The organism is Rhodococcus sp. APC 3903, assembly GCF_030407755.1.
Taxonomy (GTDB): Bacteria; Actinomycetota; Actinomycetes; order Mycobacteriales; family Mycobacteriaceae; genus Rhodococcus_F; species Rhodococcus_F erythropolis.
Window position 1 is genome coordinate 1 of the sequence record NZ_JASDCV010000044.1, and the last position, 21,919, is coordinate 21,919.

Consider the following 21,919-nt stretch of genomic DNA (forward strand, 5'->3'; position numbering starts at 1 on the left):
ATCGGAAACTTACTGATGGAAAACCCGCCGAAACACCGTTAGCGAGATAGACCCCGTCGATCCCGGTCAGGCGTCGTTGCCGCTTCACGGGCGATCTGTGGCGTGAAACGAGGAATCGACGTCCCGCGGGACATCGATCTCGACCGGCCTGACCTCGGTGAGCACGGTCTTGAATCGGGTGCCGTTGCGGGAATCGCCGCTACATCGGCCGGCAGTATCGTGCCTTTCGTAGCCGAGGTGCTCGGGCATTCGGCATCTAACGCGGTTTCGAGGGCCTTCTTGGTGAGCTGATTGAGCAGCCAGCGCGGGCCCATCAGCTCTACGCCCTGCTCCTTGACTTGTGCCAGAAGTTGCTCGGCCAGCTGTTTGAAGATCCACCTCGTCCGCCGTGGGATCCAGTGTTTCGGTCATGATCGATCCTTCCCTGCAAGCTCTCCTCGGCGTGTCGTACCAAGACTGGATCAACCTTTTATCTGACAGTCCCAAACCGTCGCCCCGAGTAACGCTGTCGGACCGAGTGGAGCGCGTCGATGTCGGTGCTTCATCTGTCCGTGGGTGTGGAGTCGCGGGCGAGTGTTTTTCTGCGTTTGGCGGCGGTGGTGAGGAGGTAGTTTTCGGCGGCTGTGTAGTCGGGGGTGGTGGTGCCGTCGGCATTTGGGGTGTAGGTGATCAGCTCGAGGTAGTGGCGGCGGTAGAGGTGGGCGTCGGGTTGTGTGAGGAGGAATTCTGCTGCTGCGACGACGTCGGGGTGTGGGGTGGCGTATGTGCGTCTGGCGTGTGGGCGTTCGGGTCGGGTTGTGTTGTGTTCGTGGGGGTTTGTGGCGGTGTAATGCGGTTCGGTGCGATCGTTGTCGCGGCGGGGACGGCTCATCGGTTCGCTGGTGCTGGTCGGGATTTGTCGCCTAGTGCTCGGACCGGGTGGGGTCGGCAGCGCGCAGGAGGTTGGTTGTCGGTGTCGGTGTGGGGAGGCGGATGCACGAACTATGTATACCGTTCTGCTGCGCCGTGTTACAGATGTTCATCGTTACGGATATGGAAATTAGTGCCGTACCGATGAGGGGCGTTTCCCTGGCTGTGATTGGCGGTGGGTGGCGAGGTCACATTCGCATCTGATGTCCAAATTGTCCGAAAGTGCTGTGTTGGAGTATTTTACGCGAACTCTGGTCTCGGGTGGCTTGGGCTTCGCTATCCGTCACTCGATGGGGGCGGCCAGGGCGAGAGCGGATTAATAGTCCCTCACGGAAGCCGTTGTCGCGTATGCCTTCGGCGCCCATCGCGCTGCGCGAATGATCGGGTCCCGCTGGGTAGGCAGCCTCGACGGCCACACAAAAGAGGGGACCGACGAGGCTGGTAGACGCCGGCAACTGCTCCCTGACGTTACATTTCGACTGTACGTGTCACGATCGGTTGTGGTTGAGGTGTTTCGTCCTTTTGTGGTGGGTGCTTCGTCCTATAGGGCGGAGGATGATGTGGTACTCCTGATGATTCCCCCGCCTCGGGAGGGGTCAGCGGTGACCGGAATACGCAGCAGTAGTGAACCAGAATGCTGGAAAAGCCGTCGATCCTCGCTCGTGTGAAGCTCGCGTCTTCGCCCTCACACGGTAGCCGCTCTGGAAAGCGCGTCGAAGAATCGAAGTTGTATTGGACTAGATCAACGAACCACCTCTACCACCAAAGGGATCCGACCTATTCGAATGCCTCGGAAGCGTTCGCACCTACGCAGTTGGTGTAGCTCCAGTGAACGGCTTGTAACTCCAGTGCACCGCAGTCCGGAATTGTAAGGGTGCTTCACTTTTGAGTCGCAGTTTCCGCCTGGCAATCATGCAAGCGTGTACATTTCCGGCATGCCCATCAACGAATCGCGTTACCTGTCAACGCTGAATCGCCGCTCCGCCCTTCGGGGCGCCGCGCTCAGCCTCGGCGCGTTCGCTGCTGGTCAAGCTCTCGGGTCGCCGGCGGGCGCGCAGGCGCAAACGCCTGCGCAGACACGCCGAGAAAAGACTGCGGTGGTGATCGGTAGCGGATTCGGTGGGGCAGTGGCTGCGCTGAGACTAGGGCAGGCGGGTGTACGGACGACGGTCTTCGAACGCGGACGCCGGTGGCCGATCGACCCCGCTGGTTCCACGTTCTGCACGATCAACGAGCCTGATCGCCGTTCTGCCTGGTTCGCAGATCATCCGCCGATTAATCCGCTGACCAAGTTCACGCACATCGACCGCTACCCGGGTCTCATCGATCGAGTGCGAGGCAATGGGATCGACGCCCTCTACGGCTCGGGAGTCGGTGGCGGGTCGCTCGCATTTGGTGCATTTACCCCGCAGCCTCGGCGCCAGGACTTCGTCCAGGTCTTTCCTACGCAGATCGACTACGGGGAGATGGACCGTACTTATTACCCCCGCGCGAAGGGGATGCTGGGCACTTCGCCGTTGCCTGCGGATCTACTCGCCCACCCCAACTACCGCGGCGCGCGCGCCTGGCTCGACTACATCGAGGATTTCGGTGGCGAACCGGTGCTTCACGATTTCTGTGTGGACTGGGATGTCGTCCGTGACGAGTTGGGAGGGCGTGCGCCTGCGTCGTACTCGATCGGCGAAGGTCCGTACGGCAGTAATTCCGGCGCGAAGAACAGCGTCGACCGCAATTACTTGCCGGCCGCAGAGGCAACCGGAAATGTGACGATTTGTGCGCTGCACGAGGTGACCGAAATCCGGGAGGTGTCCGGACAGGACCGCTTCGAGGTGTCGGTCAACAGAATCGACGAGTCGGGTGCGGTGGTCGAGCGTACGACAGTTGTTGCTGACTATGTGTTCATGGCTGCTGGTTCGTTCTACACCACCTCTCTTTTGGTCACTGCGAAGGCGAAGGGCACTCTGCCTCGGTTGAATGACCAGGTCGGTAAGGGATACGGAACCAACGGCGACTTCCTCCTCTCGCGAACGTTGCTGCGGCGCGACTGCGGTGCCAAACAAGGCGGCCCCGGTGTCGCGGTTATGTACGACGACGACAACCCTGAGGGGCCGGTCTCCATCTCGTGGGAAGCTTCTCCTTTCCCTGATATCGCAGGTGGCGGCACTATGGCCAATCTGATCCAGGTCATCACCAATGAGCGCGGCAGCGTCGACTACAACCCCGCTTCGGGTAGAGCCGAACTCAACTATCCCTATGGTGAGGCGAACAGTGACGTCGATGCACGCGCGCGGAACTTTGCGGGCCGTTTCCACGACCGCACCGAGACGCGATTCGGCTCGCCCGTGACGGGAATCCCCATTTACACCCGCTTGGGGGATTTCGGTTCAGGTTGCACATGGCATGGACTGGGCGGCGCGGTGATGGGGCAGGCCTGTAACTTCGAGGGCAAGGTCGAGGGATATTCGAATCTGTTCGTGATCGACGGCGCGCTGCTTCCTGGATCGTCTGCTCTGGTCAACCCCGCTCTGACGATTACCGCGCTAGCAGAGCGGTGCATGGACAACATCCTCACCACTTACCTCTGAAGAGGCCAGTATTCCGTTGTCGAGGCCAGAAATTGTTGCGCTGCAAGGATTTACGATCCCATGGTCTGTGTCGGCGAAACGCCGCGGCTGGACAACAGCGTGGTCAAGGGTTCACAGTAACCGGGCTGGGGACAGGATGCCGGTGCCTCAGATCAGGAGGGGTGGATGTCGAAACCCGATCCGTCAACGTCGAGATCGTCGCCGCAGCTACGAAACAACCTTCAGTGTTCCGGTGAGGACATCGCGGCCGGTAACGCTGTCCCGCCGTGGCTGATCGCGAGGAACTTGACGGTGAAGCTGTTGCCCGACTGAGCGCACGCGAAGCTTTGAAGGTCTTTCTCGGTGCTGTCGAGCAGGTCGGTCGCTTCGTCGTGCTGGTGAGGCGTGGACAGGACGACCGCCCGGCAGCACCCTAGGCATTCGACCTCGGCCGGGACAGTTTCTATTGCGCCTCGCCCGAAACGAGTACGGGCGGGCGATCCGCTGTGTGCGAAGGGCGACAGCGTTGTTTCCCGGCTCATCGGTCGAGCTTGAAAAGCCGTCGGCGCCGTCCAATGTGCCCAGAACGAAACCGCCACCATGCAAGTACAGGCGCTTCAAACTCCTTGTCGAGACGGCGTTCAAGCGCTGCGTGGGCTCGGGACATCAGTGCGGTCGCGTCGGTTGAGGCGACTGTGGGGAAGTGTTCGGTTGCGCTGCAAGCAGTCCGGTGGCGAGAAACATGCTCGAAGTGACGCGCGGCCATCGGGTGAGGAGAGGATCCGATTTCTCGTTCGGCCTCGTCGCAGGCAAGATGCACGATTCTCATCCAGCTCGACATCGTGGGTGCGTTCACGTCCACCAGTGGGTGCAATACGACAGGATCGGACGATGGACCGGGCTCCGATTCCGCGGTCGACTGCACTGCGCCCCGGGGAATGTGCACGAGAAGTTGTTCGCAATCGGCCGACCATTCCATGCCGACGTGTAGGGGCGGTAACGAAGCTTCTCTACGAACGTCCACGGCAGTCTTCAAGGTAGCGCCTGCGCTGCGAAATGTATCAACACCTGCACAAAACACCGTACTTGATGCACTGTACCGATTTGTGACACCGAGACCGTCGACCACGCACGGATGTGTATCCGAGAGATCCTTGAATGTATGATTCTCCGAGGATGAGATTGACCAACGGGGTCTCAATCGCTTTCTCGTACACGGCAACAGCGATGAATAGTGATCTGGGCGCGAGGCATGACAATCCCGTCGCTGCTGCGGCAGGGGCTCCTGCGGCGTCGAACACTGCGCGGGCGCCATTACCGTTCGTCGAAGCCATCACAATTGCAGTGACGTCGTCGACTGTGGGGTCCAATACGGTCGCGCCCAGATTGGCGATTGCGTTTCGTCGATCTGCTGAGGCTTCTACCACTGTGATGTTTTCCAGTCCCAGGCCTTTTAGTGCGACCCACAGTCCGATTCCAATTGGTCCCGCACCGAGAATGACTGCCTCGTCCCTGGCGTTGACTGCAGCAAGCCTGGCCGCGTGATAGGCGACGGCCATCGGTTCTACGAGAGCGCCTAATTCTAAGGGGAGATCAGCAGGTAGTTTCTGCAGCATATGTACTGGCACAATGCTGTATTCGGCCATGCCACCATCCGCCATCAAGCCGCGGAATCCTATTTGGCGGTAGGTGTTGTAGTTGCCGCCGGTACAGGGAATGCAGGTGTTGCATCGATAGATCGGTTAAACGGTGACCCTGTCACCTGCTGTGAATCCCTCAGTGCCTTCACCGAGCTCGACGACTGTCCCGGAGAATTCGTGCCCGAGTATGAGGGGAAGTTTTTGTTTGGGGAGCGGGTGAGGTTCTACGGGGATGAACAGGGGGCCGCCGTAGTACTCATGAAGATCCGAGCCGCAGATACCGTTGAAGCCGACTTTGACTTTGACTTCCCCAGGTCCGGGGGTTGGCTCGGGAACATCGATTACTTTGACGTTTCTGTCTCCCTAGTACATAGCTGCACGCATCGGGGTTCTCCTTCGGTTCTTCATCTAGTCCCAGGGATCACGCTCAGCGACTGCTGGCGTGTCTGTCAGGATCTTCGGGGTAGAGATTGACATGCCACATATGGGAATGCGGCGTGCTGTCGGGCTCGCGAAATGCCTTGGGATTCGTCCGTTCAGAGTGAATGCCAAGGCATTTCGTCCAGCTCACCGGCATCATTGGTCAGGCGCGGTCGACGAATATGTCGTAGTCGAGCGGTTCGGTGCCACCGTAGACGCTCAGATCGGTAATTCCGGCGTCGCGGAGCACCTCTACGTCGAGGAGCGTTTGTCCGGTGAGGTCACCGGGGGAGCGTGAGAGCAGCGCTGCTGCGGCGTCGGCCATGATTTGCGGACTGCGTGCATGTGAGGTGCCCTCATAGCCGCCGAGGAGGTTTTTCACTGCGGCGGTGGCGATCGTGGTTTCAGGCCACAGGCAATTGCTCGCGATCTCGTATTCGCGGAACTCTTCCGCAAATCCCATCGCTAACAGAGACATTCCGTATTTTCCGAGCATGTAACCGGGATGCTTGCCCAGCCATTCGGTCGCCATGTTCAGGGGTGGTGAGAGTGTCAGGACGTGGGCGACTTGCGACTTCTTCAGGTGCGGCAGGCACGCTTGGGTCAACGCGAAAGTTCCGCGGACATTGACCTGTTGGATGAGATCGAATTGTTTCAGCGGAAGATCCTCGGTCTTGGCGAGATTGAGGACGCTGGCATTGTTGATGCAGATGTCGATACCGCCGAAGGTCTCGACTGCAGCCGCCGCAGCCCGTTGTACGTCTGCATCGTTACGCACGTCACCAACGACCCCGACCGCGCGGCCCCCGGCCGTCTCGATTGCTTCGACTGCGGTGTGGATGGTTCCAGGTAAGCGTGGATCGGGACTGTCCGTTTTGGCCAGCAGTACAAGATTTGCCCCACCACGTGCCAATTCCGTGGCAATCGCTAGCCCGATTCCGCGGCTGCCCCCGGACATGACGGCCGTCATGCCGTGGAAATTTCTGTCGGTTGTAGGTTTCATTCTTCTCTCGTCTGGATAGTGGGGAAAGTTTGCCGGACGAAATCACTTCGCCGTGTGGGCCGCGGCATGGGGCGCAGACCTGCACTTGCCACAGTCAGGTCTTTGTTCTCAGCTATACAATGTCGCCCCTGCTGATCGGCGTAGTGGTACCAGAATGGATCCGCAGTCAGGCTGTGTGGTGCGCTGTTATTGGCAGGATGACGCAAGCGATTCTTCATAACCCATTCGCGTTTACGTCATCCCTCGGCGCGGGTCGTGGGTCATCGATTACGACCGGAGAGGGAAACCGAGGCTCTCCGAGGTGGCTGAAAATTTCGGATTCGAGGTGCGCAGCGTCCGTCGAGCTTCCTCGACAGCGCGCCAACGGCCGTCCTGGGCGACTACGGGTCGATATGCGACTATCCGATCGTGTTTTCGGCCGATCCGAAGTGATCCAGGAGCAGCTGCGATGCGCGTTCGGGAGCATGAGCGGGTATCCAGTGTCCGACTCGGGTGATTCTTTCGTATCGCCACGGACCGCTGACGTAGCGGGCGGAGTCGGTCATCTGTCTCTCAGTCAGTGCCATCTCGCGGTCACCCCAAACGCCCAGGACAGGGCAGGTTATGGCGGGGAGGTCTGCGAGCGCAACCCAATCCGATTCGGCAAATTCTGCCGGCGTGAGGTTGGCTCGATACCAGCTCAAGCCAGCGGTCAATGCGCCCGGGCGTTCGAGATCGGTGAGCTGGCGATCAAGATCTTGATCAGCGTAGCGATCGATGCCGGCGTAAGCCCAGTCGCGGTACCACTGCCAAGCTTGCTGCGGCAATTGGCTTTCGGCGACACCGAGGGACTGCCACCAGAGGATGTACCACGACAGCTGCTTTTGCTCGAACCCTGCACCAGCGAACGCGCGGGGATGTCCCACTGAAAACACTGCCAGCGACCGCACCCGGTCCGGTGCACTACCTGCCAGCACCCAGCCCAGGAGGGCGCCCCAGTCGTGTGCCCCGACGTGCACCTGGTCAATGTCGAGTTCGTCGAGCAGTCCGAGCACGTCCCCGAGAAGCGCGGGTGCCGAGTATGACGTGAGGTCGGTAGGGCGGTCGCTGTCGCCGAAACCGCGCAAGTCAGGTGCGATGACACGGTATCCGGCCGCAACGAGATCTTGAATCTGGTGCCGCCACATCAATGCGCGGTCCGGAAAGCCGTGGAGGAGAAGCACCGCGGGACCGTGGCCTTCGTCGATGACACTCATGGTGATCTCACCGACGGCCACTCGACGCGGTGCGTAAGAAATTTCTGTCTCGCTCACAATGGGGTCCTTTTCGTCAGTAAGCGGTGATCAGGCGAGCGAGCTCAGGTCCGGGTAGTTGGTGATCTCCCAGCCGCCGTCGACCACCAGACTGGTTCCGTTGACATAGGTGGCCTGATCGCTGGCCAAGTACAGGCAACTGTCGGCGATTTCTGTAGGAGCTGCGGCCCGCCGTGCCGGAATTCGCTTGTAGTAATCCTGTGCGACTGCGTCGATGGCGAGCAAGTCCCGTGTCATCGGGGTGTCGACCAAACCGGGTAATACCGCGTTGACTCGAGTTCCCGCGGCGGCGAATTCGAGAGCGGAGCATTTTGTGAAACTCTCCACCGCTGCCTTCGCTGACGCGTAGGCGCTCCCTCCGATGAGGGGGACGTGGGCGTTGAGGGAGGAGACGTTGACTATTGAACCGCCGGTGCCGGTGTTCGCGATGGCGCGGGCGGCGTGCCGCGTGGTCAGAAATGTGCCCTTAAGTACCACGTCTACGGTGAACTGCCAGTCCAGGGGATCGATGTCGATGATATTTCCGATTCGAACGGCGCCGGCGACATTGAACGCGGTGTGCAATCCACCGAACTGCGAAACTGCGACAGCGACGGCTGCGGCGACATCGTCGTCGTTGGTCACATCGCCGGTCACCGTAATTGCTTGGGATCCTAGCTTTTCTGCGGTTTTGGCGAGTCCGGCAGGATTGAGGTCGAACAGTACGACTGATGCACCTTCGGCTACGAGCGCTTCGGCCACGACAGCGCCGATTCCCGATCCTGCCCCGGTGACCAAAGCAACCTTGTTTGCGAAACGGTTCATTGCCCGCCTTTCTGTTTGTGGTTTGAGTCACAAGGTAGGCGCAGTCGGGCGTCTGCGCAGTGCACGAAAGGGGACACTTTCTGTCCCCTTTCGTGCACTGCATTTGGTGCATTGCCTCACGTACAAATGTGGTGCGGACCACATTTTCAGGGACGTATCGGCCAACATCTGAGGAACACCAATGTCGAAGCTCAAGTTCGGGGCGTTCATCGCCCCAGTGCACAAGCCCGGAATCAATCCCACTGCCGCCATTGAGGCCGATCTGCAGCTCGTCGAACACCTCGACCGCTTGGGCTACGACGAAGCCTGGATCGGCGAACATCATTCAGCCGGCTCGGAAATCATCGGATCGCCGGAACTGTTTATTGCTGCCGCAGCGGCGAGGACATCGTCGATCAAGCTCGGTACTGGTGTGACATCGGTGGTGTACCACAATCCGCTCTGGGTTGCGGATCGTCTGGTTCAACTCGATCACATGACGCGCGGCCGTGTGATGCTCGGCGTGGGGCCGGGGTCGCTGCCAACCGACTCAGCCATGATCGGGCTCAATCCAGTCCAGACCAGGGAGATGCTCGAGCCGAATCTCGACATCATCCTGCGTTTGCTGGCCGGCGAAACGGTGACCGCGACGACGCCGACCCACCAGCTCAACGATGCTCGGCTGCAATTGCGACCCTACTCGGATCCCCTTTTCGGCATTTGTGTCGCGGCAGTGGCGTCTCCCACAGGGGCGCGGCTGGCCGGAAAGTACGGACTCGGACTTCTCAGTATCGGTGCGACATTGACCGCAGACGGGTTCAATGCGCTCGCTCACCATTGGCAAGTAGTGGCCGAGCGTGCCGCGGCCTTCGGGCAGCCGGTCGATCGATCGGGATGGCGTCTGGTTGGCCCGTTCCACATCGCAGAGACGGTGGAGCAGGCCTACAAGGATGTCGAATACGGCATCGAGCATTGGTTTGACTACTTCCAGCACGTCGCGGCCTTCCCCCAGATGGCTGTGTCAGGTGGAAATCTCAAAGAAATGATCGACTTCATCAACACCTCGGGAATCGGTGTCATCGGCACCGCAGATCAAGCGCGCCAACAAGTACAACGACTCGTCGATCAGTCGGGCGGGTTCGGCAGCATGCTACTGATGGCGCACGACTGGGCGGACACCGACGCGACGAAGAAGTCCTACGAAATTTTCATGCGCGAGGTGGTGCCCCACTTCCAGAATCAGTCCGAGTCCACCCTCCTCGCAGCAGAATTGGCGCGTCAGTCTCGCGAGGGCCACGCTGCAGCGCAGCTCAACGCCGTCGCCCACATGACGGACAAGTACGCGGCTGAAAAGAACGCAACGAACTGACGATGATGACGACACCGACGCACACACCGCTGGCCTCGCCGGAAACACGTTCGAGCACCGTCGATGACGTGCTCGCTCGAAGCGCACGCCGCACTCCTCAGCGGAACGCTCTTCACTTCGCCGATCGAGTGTGGACATACCGCGAACTCGACAACGCCGTCAGTCGCGGCGCAGCCTTTCTTACCGAATTCGGATTGGCTCCACAAGCCAAAGTTGCGACCTACGGCCGCAATTCGGATGCTTATCTCATCGCATTCCTGTCCTGCGCTCGCGCAGGACTGGTGAACGTGCCGGTCAATTACGCCTTGTCCGGGGACGAGCTTTCTTACATCCTCGACCAGTCCGAGGCCGAACTAGTCCTGTCCGACCCGGACCTAGCGGACCGTGTCGGCGATGTGTGCTCGGTGCCGAACCTTCCCTTGCACAGCGAGGAGCACTCCTTTTTGGCTCAGGTTCAATCCGGGCCTGTCCCCACCATCGACCGCCACGTCGACGACCGCGATATTGTTCAGCTCCTCTACACCTCGGGAACCACCTCGAAGCCCAAAGGTGCCATGATGACTCATCGTGCGCTCGTGCACGAATACGCTTCGGCGATACACGCACTCGACTACGCCGAAGGCGACACGCCGCTGCACGCAATGCCGCTTTATCACTCTGCTGGCATGCACATTTATTTGCTTCCCTATCTCGCTGTCGGAGCAATCAATCACCTTCTCGAGGCGGCGGACATCCCGACCATCCTCAAGACCATCGAAGCGCGTTCCATCGGAGCAATCTTCCTCGCACCTACGGTATGGGTTCCACTGTCCCAGCATCCCGACTTCGAACTGCGAGATCTGTCGACATTGCGCAAGGCTCTCTACGGTGCCTCGATCATGCCTCAACCGGTGCTGGCCACATTGCAAGTTGCTCTTCCCGAGCTAGGTTTCTACAACGCATTCGGGCAGAGCGAACTCGGTCCCGTCGCCACCGTCCTTCGCCCGGAGGAACATCACCTGAGGCCGACCTCGTGTGGCCGGCCGGTACTCAATGTCGAAATTCGTGTCGTCGATGCCGACGGCGACAACGTCGAGCCTGGAGAACGTGGAGAGATTCTCTACCGCTCTCCTCAGTTATGTCTGGGCTACTGGAAACAGCCGGCGGAGACTGCAGACGCATTCCGCGACGGCTGGTTTCACTCGGGCGACCTGGTCGAGATCGACGCCGAGGGATACATCACTGTCGTTGACAGAATCAAGGATGTCATCAATACCGGAGGAGTTCTGGTTGCCTCCCGCGAAGTCGAAGACGCGTTGTACACCCATCCGGCAGTCACTGAAGTTGCCGTTCTGGGAACCCCCGATGACAGGTGGATCGAAGCCGTGACCGCCTTTGTCGTCACCGACCGCACAGTCGATGAAGCAGAGCTGATCGCCCACGCAAAAACATCTTTGGCACCGTACAAAATCCCGAAGCGTATTCGTTTCGTCGACACACTCCCTCGCAATGCGAGTGGAAAGTTGCTCAAAAGAGAACTTCGGCTGTCATTCGATACTGTGGAAAGGATTGACCTGTGAGACTACAAATTTCGGAGCAAGGGGTCGTCGTCGTCGATCCCGAGGACTTGGGCCGGCTCAGTGTCGAGTCAATCCTGCCGAACGCCGACGACGACCACAGACAACTTGTCGCAGCCGAACTCGGTACCGTCGTCGAGACCTCAGGCGAACACAAAGCCATACTGTCCACCGCCCGCCTTCAGTCGCTCGTCAGCGCCAGTAGTGCGCGCTACGTCCACGCGGACTGGACGGCGATGCTTGACTACTCGGCCAGTCGGGGATGGACCGATCCTGCTCGAGAACGGGTACAAGCGCACATCACACGAAGCGTTCCCGATGCCGGACAACCACGGGGCGGATCTTTCGATGGAGGCCACTTCAGATCAGTCTTGGGGCACTTCGCCAGTGGTATCGCCGTCATCACCGCCGCCACAACGGATGGGCCGGTCGGATTCACTTGCCAGTCCTTCTCGTCGTTGTCGCTGGAACCTCCGCTGATCGCCTTCATGCCTTCACGAAAATCGACCAGTTGGCCCCAAATCGAACAGGTCGGGCAGTTGTGTGTGAACATTCTCAGCGCTGAACAACAGCAGATCGCCAATGGATTCGCAATGTCGGGGAGAAACAAATTCGACGGCGTTGCATATTTGCCGGGACACGGCGGCGCACCCCGACTCGACAGGGCCTGCGCCTGGATCGACGCCGAGGTCGAGAACGTTCAAGAGGGCGGTGACCACCTGATCGTCACTGCGCGCGTTCGAGAACTTACATCGGACGAAACTATGGAACCGCTGATTTTTCACCGGGGCCGATATGGGCGGGTGATGAGCTTCGATGACCAATGATCTGTTCGGCTCCGATACAAGGTCGGCACCGCGCGGGACACCGATACTGGTCATCGATGATCGATCCGCCAGTGGTGAACATTTACTGGTCTTGCCCGCAGAAGCGGTGAACATCGCGGCCGTGGCGTTCCTGATACGTCACGGATCTGGTTTTCTTCGGACCGCATTGACCGAGGATCGGTGTGAAGAACTGCTTTTGTTGCCGCAGTGGGTACACAGGCAGGAAGTGCAAAACCCTTATTGTGTGACGGTCGATGCCGCTGAGGGCATCACCACGGGTATTTCCGCGGCCGACCGCACCGCAACCATCCAACAACTGCTGGACCCGTGTGCCGGCGCAGCTGACTTCCACCGACCCGGACACGTTGTACCGATACGAATCCGCCAAGACGACCAAAACGTCAATGCGGAAACCTCCGTAGTCGATATTCTCGCGAACAGTGAAATCGGGCTGGGTTTCGCTTACGATCACCTCATCGACAGCGATGACGGCGAAGTCGCAACAATATTGCAAGCCAACACGTTTGCCGCCCGGTTCGATCTACCGGTGTTGCGGTTGTCCGCACTTGTTCGAAAGGCTGCCGGTCGGTCGAGAGTGACTTCCGCACAAAGGTAGATGCAACGGGCAGCATCAGCGAGATCTACGCCGAGGGGGAGCGAGACATGTAGGCAAGGGTCAACTCGGTCCTCGATCGGCATTTCGTTTCGGCGAGAATGCGGCTGACATGTTTCTTGACCGAACCCTCGGCTAGGACAAGCACCCCGGCGATTTCGAGGTTGGTGAGGCCTTGTGCAACCAACCCGACGACTTCCATCTGACGGGGGGTCAGTCGCGCGAAACAAGAGATGGCACTGTCCGTGGTGGGAACGTATCGGCTGAGCGCAGAAAGATGCTGTCCTAGAACACGAAGCGCCAACTTGTCATGGGCATTGATCGGGCCGCTGTCAGTGAACAAGCCGATCAGACTGTGCCCTGAATGATGTCGAAGGTGAATCGTGCACGTGTCCGCGATGCCGTTCCCCCCCAAAAAGTGATCGAGATAGTCCCGAGTCGGCTCCGGTAGCACCGAAAGCTCCGACACCGATAGCACGCAGCTACGTTCCAGACGTGCCCGCGCTTCTGGTAACCGGAAGGCGTCATGTGCGCTCCACCCCGCCCGGTACTCGCGGTACAACGGAACCATTCGGCCCACAAGCACAGGGGACGCGTCATCGAAAATTGCGTCAAATGTGGCACCAGAAAGGCAGGTGGTGTTCCTCAGACCAAACTCCGTCGCCAACGCATCGAGCGTGCTGTGTCGGAACTGCGTCAAAGTTGACGACTGCTCGACACGTTCGAGTACGCGAAAGATCCGCTCGTAATCCTCGACAGTCAGACCCGAGTCCATCTTCCACACCTCCAGGGGCCGTGACCGGAAACACATTTCTTGCGATTTTAGCTCACCAGGTCAGGGCATCCGCACAGTCAGTGGACGATATCCCCATTCCCCGACGATGCTCCTGGGGAATCACTCGGTCCCATTCCATCGCGGTTCGGCAAAGGGCGCGTATCTCCGTCGCCGGCCCGGTCAGGACCTCGACACCTGTTTCTCCGTCGGAATCGGTGATGTCGCAGCACAGTGGAGAAGACGATAACGAAATATCGCAAAACTGCTCGACGAGTCACTGCTCGGAATACGAGGGCGGCACCAGTCGCGATCATTACCGCAAAAGAAATTGCGGACAATACGAAAATGCCATTGTCGAAATACGGCACACTCGATAGCCGACCACATTCCGAATATCCCGACAAGAAACACCAACCCACCGCTGTCTTGGTGGACACGCTTCATGACACCTGACTTCACTCTTGGCTTCGCTGCGTTGGCGTGGGCCGCGTTCGAAATTGTTCGTTGGTTTCGCGTGCGCGGGCGGGGTGCGCACTGAGCGAACCACGAGATGGTCGAACGAACGCCAGAACGCAGACCCACCCACCCCGATTGCAGATGCTGCGCTCGGCTGCTTTCCACTCAAGCTGGGCCCACGTGGAGTTTCCGACGTGAATGGCTGCCGAAATATGAACTGAAACAACGACGGGCGGTTTCGACGAGGGGTTTCTCGTTCGAAGTGTCTGTAGCCCTGCGCCCTTCTATGGGCCGTGCTGTCAGTACTGGCTAGCTGTTGTGGGTATGGACGTTGCTGACGTGGGACTGAAGTAGCCGGGCTGGTCCTCGGCGCGAGAATGGGAGTTGCGACATAGCCGTTCTCGAGCAAGAAGGGCCAGCCCTGTGACACACCGTAATGCCCCACTCACGGTGGAAGGAAGACGACGCCTGATCGAGCGGTGCCAGAGTCGTCTGATCGCCCACGTCGCCGCCGAAATGGGGATTTCATGACAATGCGCCTCCACCTGGGTCAACCGGTATCGCAAATATGGTGACTTGGGACTACAGGACCGATCCAGTACACCGAAACGCCACCCGACTGCCACAGCAGCAGAGGTCGTGGCCGAGATCGAAGCGATGCGACGAACCCGGAAGTGGTCGGCCTCGCGAGTCACGTTCGAACTGCGCACCGACGGCATCACCATTGCCCGTCGAACGGTCACGAAAATCCTGCGGAACCTCGGGCTGAATCGTCGCCGGTTCATCGACCCGAACGGCGAAACCAACCGAAAACCGCAGGTCATCGTCGCGAAACGGCCTGGTCAGATGGTGCATGTCGACATTAAGAAAGTCGGGAAGATCCCGGACGGTGGAGGGTGGCGTGCCCACGGCCGCGGCTCCGGGCAGGCCAAACGATCGCAGCGTCGGAAAACGAAGAACAAGCAGGCCCGGGTCGGGTACACCTATTTGCATTCCGCGATCGACGGGAACACCCGCCTGGCGTACACCGAGGCCCGCGACAACGAAACCGCAGCAACAGCCATCGATTTCATGAACAACGCCCGACTCTTCTTCGCCGCACACGGCATCACCCGAATCGAGCGCGTGATTACCGACAACGGATCATGCTATCGGGCAACAGAGTTCACGTCTTCACTGCGAGAAACGCGGCACTACCGGATCAAGCCGTACATACCGAAACACAACGGGAAGGTTGAACGATACAACCGCATCCTCGCCGAAGAACTGCTGTACTCCCGCGAATACACCAGCGAAGCTGAGCGACGCGCCGCCGTCGAGGTCTAGTGCCTCTCTATTTGTCAAGCGGCAGTGAGGGATTCTCTCGATGCGGCTCGAATGCTCCGTTTTTCATCGGCGAGCGTGACCCGCCACAGGTGTGTGGCGAGGTGGCGTTTAAGTGCGCGGGCAGCTGATCGGGGTGATTTTCCTTCGGCGATTTTCTTGTCGTAGAACGCCCGTCCAGCACTCGACGGCATCCGGATCTGGATCATGGCGATCGTGTGGATGGCGGAGTTCAGTTGCCGATCGCCGAATCTCGACAATCGGTGATGAGAGGCGTCGGCGCTGGCGATCTGGACGGGTGCGGTGCCAGTGTAGTTGGCATACGCAGCGGCGGTGGGGAATCGGCTGGCGCGGCCGCTGCGGCCTAGAGTGCGGGCAGCGAGGACTGGGCCGACTCCGTCGATATTGCGCAGGCGTGTGCCGTGCTCGTCGAGCAGTCGCGTGATTTTGCTTCTGTTCGTTGCGAGCTGTTCGTCGAACCGGGCGAAGTCGGTGACCTCCACGCGGGGCCCGTACTGGTTTCCGGTGTGGACGATGACGACGCCCAAGCCATCAACGCTCCGGCCAGCATCAGGACCGTCCAGGCCGTGCCCAGCGAGGTTCTCATGCTCTCGAGTCGCAACGGTTCTCGCGTGGCAGCGCGTGCGGCGCGCGCGAAATCTCGGTCGGTCCACAGTGCGCATGTTGCGCGCAGGATCGGGTCCGCTGCGAGCCGGTCGAGAAAGTCCTTCATGATCGCTGCAGCGTCCCGGAATCGATCGACCGCCGCTTCGGGTGCGTAGGCGGCGCGCAGTTGTTCATCGGCAGCGTCGATGACGCTGAGTATCAGTTCGGTTTTGGAGTCGAAGTGGACGTAGACGGCTCCGCGGGTGAGGCCCGTTCCCGTGGTGAGGCCGGTGATGGTCACCGTGCCGTCGATGTTGATCAGATTTGCCGCTGCAGTGAGCAGAGCCCGGCGGGTGCGCGCCGAATCCGACTGTCCGACAGATGATGTGATGCCGATCTTGGACGGTTTTGTGTCGGTCATGGTGGATCTCCTATCGGGATCGGCCGGTAATGCCGGTGCGGTGATGATCCGCCACGCTCGGTCACCGAACGTGGCGGATCAGAGCTCCACCGTTGTGGCGGCTTGGAGGGCGAGTCGTTACTGAGTCGGGCAGGTGGCAGCGGGGGTGCGGGCACTGTCGAGGAAGGCGACGATGGCGGCGGAGCAGGGGCCGAACAGTGCTGATCCGTGATTTCCGTCGTCGGCGGTCATGACGGTCGCGCCGGCGCGCTCGGCGGCGACTGTGGTCCAGCGGTAGGGGGTGACGGTTTCGTCTCGGTGGCCGACCAGCAGGAGCGGGGTGCCGGTATCGGAGACCTCGAGCGGAGATCCGGGTGTCGGCCATCCCGAGCACAGACTGGCACCGGGTAGCTCGGAATTGGCCGGAGTGGGAAGCCTGCCGTCGATCGAGAGTCCGACGGCGCGCGTAGCGGAGACGTGGTCGGACCATTGCGCGTCTGCGGGTGGGAGTGCGTCGAGCGCGTTGCAGATGTACGCGGTGCGGGTCGAGAGCGTGAGCTGGTTCAGCAGATCCGTCGGCACAGGCAGCGCCGAGGGTTCGGTTTCTGGTGCCGCATCACCATCGCCGCTCTCGACCTGGCCGGATGGGTCGCCGCCCACGGGTTCTGCATCGCGCTCGACCGCGAGGGCTGCCGCGAGGTCTCGGTCCTGCTCTGCCGCAGATGCGCCGAGGTAGACGGTGCTGTCGAGGACCATGGTGTCGAGGTGTTCGGGGAACAGTGTCCGGTAGGACAGTCCGAGAGCGGTGCCCCAGGACACGCCGAAGTAACTGATCGTCGGGACGCCCAGCGCTGTTCTGACCTGTTCGAGGTCGGCGGCAGCGGTGGCAACGGTGAAGGTGGACAGTACAGGGCCGTCGATGTCGGCGCATGCCCGGTTGGCATCGGCAATCACGTCGATGTACGCCCGGGCTCGGTCCGCGAGGACCTTCTCCGAAGCCTGTTCGGGTGCACCGTCCGGTGGAGTGAGGACATCGAGGGCGGTGCAGGAGGGCCGGGGGCTTGCCCCGGTGCCGCGAACATCCACACCTATGATGTCCCACTCGCTCATTCCGGCGGTGTCGCCGATGAGGGCGGGCATTGATCGACCTTCTATCCCCGGACCTCCGGGGTTCACGATCAGCGTTCCGCGGCTGTGGTCCGATGCGGCGGGAAGACGGCTGATCGCGATCTCGATCGTCGGGCCACCGAGATCGCTGTAATCGGCAGGCACACTCACCGAAGCGCATTCGAGACGATCGACTGCGGGCACTGTGGGATACGTCGTCGCGAATGCGGACTCACAGTCACCCCATGTCACCCCTTCCCGGGTGAAGGTCTCGATCGCGGTGACGGTGTAGGAGTCGGTGACGCTGCAGGCCGATGCCGTCACCACGGTAGCGGCGAGGACGACGGCGGTCGCCATGGCATGACGGTTCATCATCACTGCCCGGCCTGGTGCGCGGCATCGCTGTCTAGCACCGTCAGCGCTGAATGACGACCCCAGAAGAACCAACCCAGAGCCCCAAGGAGCGGCAGAGCGATGAGGACGAGAATCCACAGAGCCTTCCCGGCTGTGGTGTAGCGCTGCGAACGCAGAATGCTCACCGCAGCGGCGATCCACAGAATCGCGGCAGCAGAGGCAAGGACGAGCAGAACGATCACCACACCGACGGTGGCTGCCCTGTCGGTGTCGACGCTCTCGGTGGCGGCGACAACGGTGTTGTGCAGGTACGAACGAAACATGGGCTCGATCCTCGAAGTAGGCGAATATCAACTGTCGAGTCTCGATTTTATTGCGCAACAACATTTTTGAAATCGCCCTGTCGCGCGAGATCCGGCTCCTCCTCACGGCGTCGCAGGCGCGACATATCTCATCCTCGGGATGTATGCCAGGCCGATCGGCTCGTCCGTACGACCGATATCGTCTGGCGGAGCATCGACGGGTGTACCTGCTGTGGTGTAACAGTGAAGGCATGATTCGCGACCCGCTTCGTCTTCCGAGTGCCTCGCGGCGAACAGCCTACGTCGACGGGGCGGTCGCCGCCGTGTGCGTGGTGTCAGCACTGCTCGACAGCGCCGGGCCTGTCGGAGTGGCTGCTGGGATCGTTGCCGCGATCGCCGCAGCCCTGCGTACCCATCTGCCGACGGCGGCGCTGGTTCTGGCCGTTGCGTCGGCTCTCACCCAGATAATCTCCGGGGAGGTTCTGCTACTGACCTGGATCGCCTTCGCGGCGTCGACCTACTACTGCGCATCCCATCCCCGGTGTGCGCTGAGGTTGGGGTCCGGTGTCGTGGTCATGGCATTGTGCTGCGCCGCCGGATGGAGGCTCACCGACGCGATAGCCGAAGGCACGGCACTGGGTCAACGCCCCGACGTCCAGATTCTGGTTACGTGTATCGCGATCTTCGCCGCGCCGGCACTGGTGGTGTGGTCATTCGGCTACATCGGATTCCAGCGGCGCGCCGCCGTGGCCGCCGAGTTCCGAGCACGCCAACTCGACGCAGACCGCAAACGCGCCGTCGAACAGCTCAGCGTCGAAGAAGAACGCAACTCGATCGCCCGCGACATCCACGACGTCGTCGCCCATTCCCTGACCGTCGTCATCGCCCAAGCCGAAGGCGCGAAGTACTCCTTCGACAGCTCACCGGACGCCGCCCGCCGCGCACTCGAGGTCATCGCCCAGACCGGCCGCGCATCCCTCACCGACGTGCGTACCTTTCTGGAGCGGTTGCGCCACCGCAACATTCCCACCGACGGACGCAGCTATCGCGAGAGCCGTGACTTCCTGATCACCCAGTTTCGTTCGGCCGGAATGAACGTGGATCACACCTGCAGCGGGGAACCCGGTGACATCCCTGCGCTGGTGTCGGTGACCTTGTACCGGGTGCTCGCCGAAGCGCTCACCAATGCCCTCAAGTACGGCGTCCTCACCGAACCGGTACAGGTCACCGAAACTTGGGGCAAGGCAGTACGGTTGACCGTCCGCAACTCTGTCCGCGACGCAGCACGTACCCCGTCGTCCGCAGCCTCGACGAGCAGCGGGTCGGGGATGGGGCTGGGCAACATCACCGAACGCGTCGCTCTGGTGCGCGGCACCGTGACCGTCGGCGAAGTATCGGGAGCGTGGGAACTCGACGCCCGGTTCCCAACCGACCGAACCCACAGCGGCAACAACGGCCCGGAGGTGATCCGATGATCCGGGTAGCGCTCGTCGACGACCAAACTCTGTTTCGCAACGGCATCGCCATGGTCATCGACAGCCAACCCGACATGACCGTCGTCGCGCAGCTCTCCGACGGATCCGCGATAACCACCATGGCCCGCGAACACGCCCCCGACGTGGTGGTGATGGACGTACGGATGCCTGGCGTCGACGGCATCGCCGCCACCTCCACCCTGCGCCGGGAACTGGGACCGGACGGCCCCGCAGTACTGGTGCTGACGACCTTCGACATCGAAGAAGCAGCCCTGTCGGCGATCGAAGCCGGCGCCGACGGATTCATCCTCAAAGACGCCGACACCGAATTTCTCCTCTCCGCCATCCGCGCAGTCCACACCGGATCGCAGGTCGTGTCCGCGTCGGCGACCCGCCGTCTGTTCGCCCAACACCGGACGCGCGCTTTGACCCGGCCAGGACCGGAGTACGACACTCTCACCGAACGCGAACGTGACGTCTTGATCGAGATCGCGCACGGTAAGTCGAACTCCGAGATCAGCCGCGATCTGTTCATCTCCGAAGCCACCGTCAAGACACACGTGTCGAAACTGCTCGCGAAACTCGACTTGCGGGACCGCATCCAACTCGCGATCTACGTCTACCGCACCAACCTTCTCTGACTCCGAGAATCTACAAACCCTCGAGCGCGATCGCGACATCGTCGGGTATTGAAACCCGGGCGAGGTCGCTGCGCAGACGTGCCGTCTGTGCGATGACCACAGCATCGCGGGCGTCGGTCTTGCCTTCACCAGCAAAAGCACCGGTCATACTGTGGACGGCCCTGCCAGGCACGTAGCGCACCTGCTGATGGTGCGAGTGCAGCACGCCACGGAGCAAGGACGATTCCGGCGCGGTCATGTCGATCGCCCATACCACCGACTCGACATCTGCGACTCGTTCGAGCAGCCTCTCGATCTCTGCTTGGTCGTTGCGAATACGGCGTGACCACAGCACAGCGCCGCTGTCGTCGACGGCGGCGGCGTGATGAGCATGGCGGCCTATATCGATTCCAACCCAGACATTTTCAACCATATGGACTCCGCTCGAACACATGGGCTCGTCAGGGCTGTTTCGCCGGCACACCTTTACACGGCGACATAGTTCGCGAACACATCTCAATCAGCGGCCGAAACGACCCGTCACGGTCCGGGGTGACCTTCCACGCGAAGCCACCGGGGCAGCAGGTGATTGTCGAGCCACGCCCCAGGCCGCCGACGAGCGCCTGAAGCGGGCACCTCAGACCCCTCCAACGTAAAGGTGATTGTGCGGGAGCGACGGAGGCCGGCCCCGCTTGGTGTCGCGGTAGCTCTGATCAATCCTGGATTGAGATTCCTCGCCACAGTATCGAAGTTCATGCGATCATGATTCACCGGCTTTAACATAATGCGATTGCATTATTTTCGGTTATCCATACACATTATCTCCGGCGATAAGCTAAATATCGTTTAATGCGCGTTCTCATTTACCCTAACGTCGCGGGAATGCCCGGCATGTAGTACCGTAATAACATCCACCGGAGCTGTGAACAGCTGGTTAGGTACCCACACAGGGGCTACCGGAATTGGCTTGGCACTGTTATGGTTGGTTTCCGCTCACGAGCCTCGTGATCGGCTTCATCGCCAGATTGATTGGAAGGAACGTCACAAGTGTGTGCGTTTTCTGTCGACGGAAAATTCAACTGGATCAATAGGGAGCGGGAAAGATGTGAACGACGATTATAGAGACTATATTAGTCAGGGTGCGGCCGGTCGATGGGGTTGGACACGTTGGTGGTCCAAGGTCGAGCGGTCCAAGGTGGTCGTTGCTGGGACGCTCGAACCGCTCATTCACCGAAACGAGCCCGTGGTCAGACGCCGGGCCCGCTCTCGCGTTGTTGAAGTTCGGTGTTGATGCGGCGGGCTTCGGCCAGTTGGTCTTCGAGGATGATGATGCGGCACGCGGCCTCATGGACCCACGCGCACGCACGCCATGACAACCCCAGCCGCAAAGGCAGGACAAGTATTGAGGTCCCGGACTGGAGCGGACATCTTCCGTATCCTGCACTATTTACTTAACCTGCAGATACACTGACTCGGCATGCTGTCGAAGTGGAGCCCCCACAAACTGATGCGGGCAGGGACTCCA

At 60.6% G+C, this 21,919-nt stretch carries 21 protein-coding genes and 3 pseudogenes; 8 read left to right on the forward strand and 16 right to left on the reverse strand.

From position 1 onward, the window contains the following. Positions 1-84: 84 nt before the first annotated feature. Positions 85-654 (reverse strand): transposase, encoded by a 570-nt coding sequence (locus QMA15_RS32920; protein WP_356702968.1) that lies wholly within the window; start codon positions 652-654, stop codon positions 85-87. Continuing rightward, positions 542-871 (reverse strand): hypothetical protein, encoded by a 330-nt coding sequence (locus QMA15_RS31055; RefSeq protein ID WP_290288623.1) that lies wholly within the window; start codon positions 869-871, stop codon positions 542-544. Before QMA15_RS31055 ends, QMA15_RS32920 begins: the two co-directional genes overlap by 113 nt. A gap of 973 nt (positions 872-1,844) precedes the next feature. Between QMA15_RS31055 and QMA15_RS31060 the strand changes: the two genes are divergently transcribed. Further along, positions 1,845-3,494 (forward strand): GMC oxidoreductase, encoded by a 1,650-nt coding sequence (locus QMA15_RS31060; protein WP_290288626.1) that lies wholly within the window; start codon positions 1,845-1,847, stop codon positions 3,492-3,494. 221 nt (positions 3,495-3,715) lie between these two features. Here the strand turns inward: QMA15_RS31060 and QMA15_RS31065 are convergent, their stop codons facing one another. The 7 genes and pseudogenes from QMA15_RS31065 to QMA15_RS31085 form a co-directional block, all read right to left on the reverse strand. Beyond that, complete coding sequence (locus tag QMA15_RS31065; protein ID WP_290288628.1) at positions 3,716-4,015, reverse strand: hypothetical protein; 300 nt, start codon at positions 4,013-4,015, stop codon at positions 3,716-3,718. After that, entirely contained in the window at positions 4,012-4,452 is a 441-nt protein-coding gene (locus tag QMA15_RS32925; protein ID WP_356702979.1) for a hypothetical protein, read from the reverse strand. The genes QMA15_RS31065 and QMA15_RS32925 overlap by 4 nt, the downstream gene beginning before the upstream one ends. Before the next feature lie 82 nt (positions 4,453-4,534). Continuing rightward, positions 4,535-5,089 carry a zinc-binding dehydrogenase gene (locus QMA15_RS32930; protein WP_356702982.1) on the reverse strand — a complete coding sequence of 185 codons (555 nt, stop codon included), beginning with the start codon at positions 5,087-5,089 and terminating at the stop codon, positions 4,535-4,537. Then, positions 5,090-5,455, reverse strand: a pseudogene (locus QMA15_RS32935) (alcohol dehydrogenase catalytic domain-containing protein); the annotation flags it as partial. 241 nt (positions 5,456-5,696) lie between these two features. Then, on the reverse strand, positions 5,697-6,536 hold the full coding sequence (locus QMA15_RS31075) for an NAD(P)-dependent oxidoreductase (RefSeq protein WP_290288629.1): 840 nt from the start codon (positions 6,534-6,536) through the stop codon (positions 5,697-5,699). Between the two features lie 398 nt (positions 6,537-6,934). Further along, the gene (locus QMA15_RS31080) at positions 6,935-7,828 is read right to left on the reverse strand and encodes an alpha/beta hydrolase (RefSeq protein WP_290288631.1); all 894 of its coding nucleotides are present in this window, start codon (positions 7,826-7,828) and stop codon (positions 6,935-6,937) included. Positions 7,829-7,858: 30 nt separating this feature from the next. Beyond that, complete coding sequence (locus QMA15_RS31085; protein ID WP_290288634.1) at positions 7,859-8,632, reverse strand: SDR family NAD(P)-dependent oxidoreductase; 774 nt, start codon at positions 8,630-8,632, stop codon at positions 7,859-7,861. A gap of 181 nt (positions 8,633-8,813) precedes the next feature. On the opposite strand from QMA15_RS31085, the gene QMA15_RS31090 reads away from it, so the two are divergent. From QMA15_RS31090 to QMA15_RS31105, 4 genes are read left to right on the forward strand one after another with little or no spacing between them, the layout of a single operon-like run. After that, entirely contained in the window at positions 8,814-9,980 is a 1,167-nt protein-coding gene (locus QMA15_RS31090) for an LLM class flavin-dependent oxidoreductase (RefSeq protein WP_290288635.1), read from the forward strand. A 2-nt stretch (positions 9,981-9,982) separates the two neighbouring features. Next, a complete protein-coding gene (locus QMA15_RS31095) occupies positions 9,983-11,539 on the forward strand; it encodes a fatty acyl-CoA synthetase (protein WP_290288637.1) in 1,557 nt (518 codons plus the stop codon). Then, positions 11,536-12,363 (forward strand): flavin reductase family protein, encoded by an 828-nt coding sequence (locus QMA15_RS31100; protein ID WP_290288639.1) that lies wholly within the window; start codon positions 11,536-11,538, stop codon positions 12,361-12,363. Before QMA15_RS31095 ends, QMA15_RS31100 begins: the two co-directional genes overlap by 4 nt. Continuing rightward, positions 12,353-12,979, forward strand: coding sequence for a 3,4-dihydroxy-2-butanone-4-phosphate synthase (locus QMA15_RS31105; protein WP_290288641.1), 627 nt, complete (start codon positions 12,353-12,355; stop codon positions 12,977-12,979). The genes QMA15_RS31100 and QMA15_RS31105 overlap by 11 nt, the downstream gene beginning before the upstream one ends. Before the next feature lie 25 nt (positions 12,980-13,004). On the opposite strand, the gene QMA15_RS31110 is transcribed toward QMA15_RS31105, so the two are convergent. After that, entirely contained in the window at positions 13,005-13,319 is a 315-nt protein-coding gene (locus tag QMA15_RS31110; RefSeq protein ID WP_290288643.1) for a helix-turn-helix transcriptional regulator, read from the reverse strand. 1,311 nt (positions 13,320-14,630) lie between these two features. Between QMA15_RS31110 and QMA15_RS31115 the strand changes: the two are divergent. Then, positions 14,631-15,512, forward strand: a pseudogene (locus tag QMA15_RS31115) (IS481 family transposase); the annotation flags it as partial. Between the two features lie 35 nt (positions 15,513-15,547). Here QMA15_RS31115 and QMA15_RS31120 read toward each other — a convergent pair. From QMA15_RS31120 to QMA15_RS31135, 4 genes are all read right to left on the reverse strand, one after another. After that, the gene (locus QMA15_RS31120) at positions 15,548-15,976 is read right to left on the reverse strand and encodes a transposase (protein WP_290288663.1); all 429 of its coding nucleotides are present in this window, start codon (positions 15,974-15,976) and stop codon (positions 15,548-15,550) included. After that, positions 15,895-16,557, reverse strand: coding sequence for a hypothetical protein (locus tag QMA15_RS31125; RefSeq protein WP_290288647.1), 663 nt, complete (start codon positions 16,555-16,557; stop codon positions 15,895-15,897). Before QMA15_RS31125 ends, QMA15_RS31120 begins: the two co-directional genes overlap by 82 nt. A gap of 117 nt (positions 16,558-16,674) precedes the next feature. Further along, positions 16,675-18,000: an alpha/beta fold hydrolase gene (locus tag QMA15_RS31130; protein ID WP_290288650.1), complete on the reverse strand. Its 1,326-nt coding sequence runs from the start codon at positions 17,998-18,000 to the stop codon at positions 16,675-16,677. 17 nt (positions 18,001-18,017) lie between these two features. Continuing rightward, positions 18,018-18,320 (reverse strand): PLD nuclease N-terminal domain-containing protein, encoded by a 303-nt coding sequence (locus QMA15_RS31135; RefSeq protein ID WP_290288653.1) that lies wholly within the window; start codon positions 18,318-18,320, stop codon positions 18,018-18,020. A 230-nt stretch (positions 18,321-18,550) separates the two neighbouring features. Between QMA15_RS31135 and QMA15_RS31140 the strand changes: the two genes are divergently transcribed. Continuing rightward, positions 18,551-19,774 (forward strand): histidine kinase, encoded by a 1,224-nt coding sequence (locus QMA15_RS31140; protein ID WP_290288655.1) that lies wholly within the window; start codon positions 18,551-18,553, stop codon positions 19,772-19,774. Next, positions 19,771-20,415: a response regulator transcription factor gene (locus tag QMA15_RS31145; RefSeq protein ID WP_290288657.1), complete on the forward strand. Its 645-nt coding sequence runs from the start codon at positions 19,771-19,773 to the stop codon at positions 20,413-20,415. Before QMA15_RS31140 ends, QMA15_RS31145 begins: the two co-directional genes overlap by 4 nt. 10 nt (positions 20,416-20,425) lie before the next feature. Here the strand turns inward: QMA15_RS31145 and QMA15_RS31150 are convergent, their stop codons facing one another. Next, entirely contained in the window at positions 20,426-20,827 is a 402-nt protein-coding gene (locus QMA15_RS31150) for an IS110 family transposase (protein ID WP_290288659.1), read from the reverse strand. An 814-nt stretch (positions 20,828-21,641) separates the two neighbouring features. Then, a pseudogene (locus QMA15_RS32940) lies at positions 21,642-21,740 on the reverse strand (MerR family transcriptional regulator); the annotation flags it as partial. Positions 21,741-21,919 lie beyond the last annotated feature (179 nt).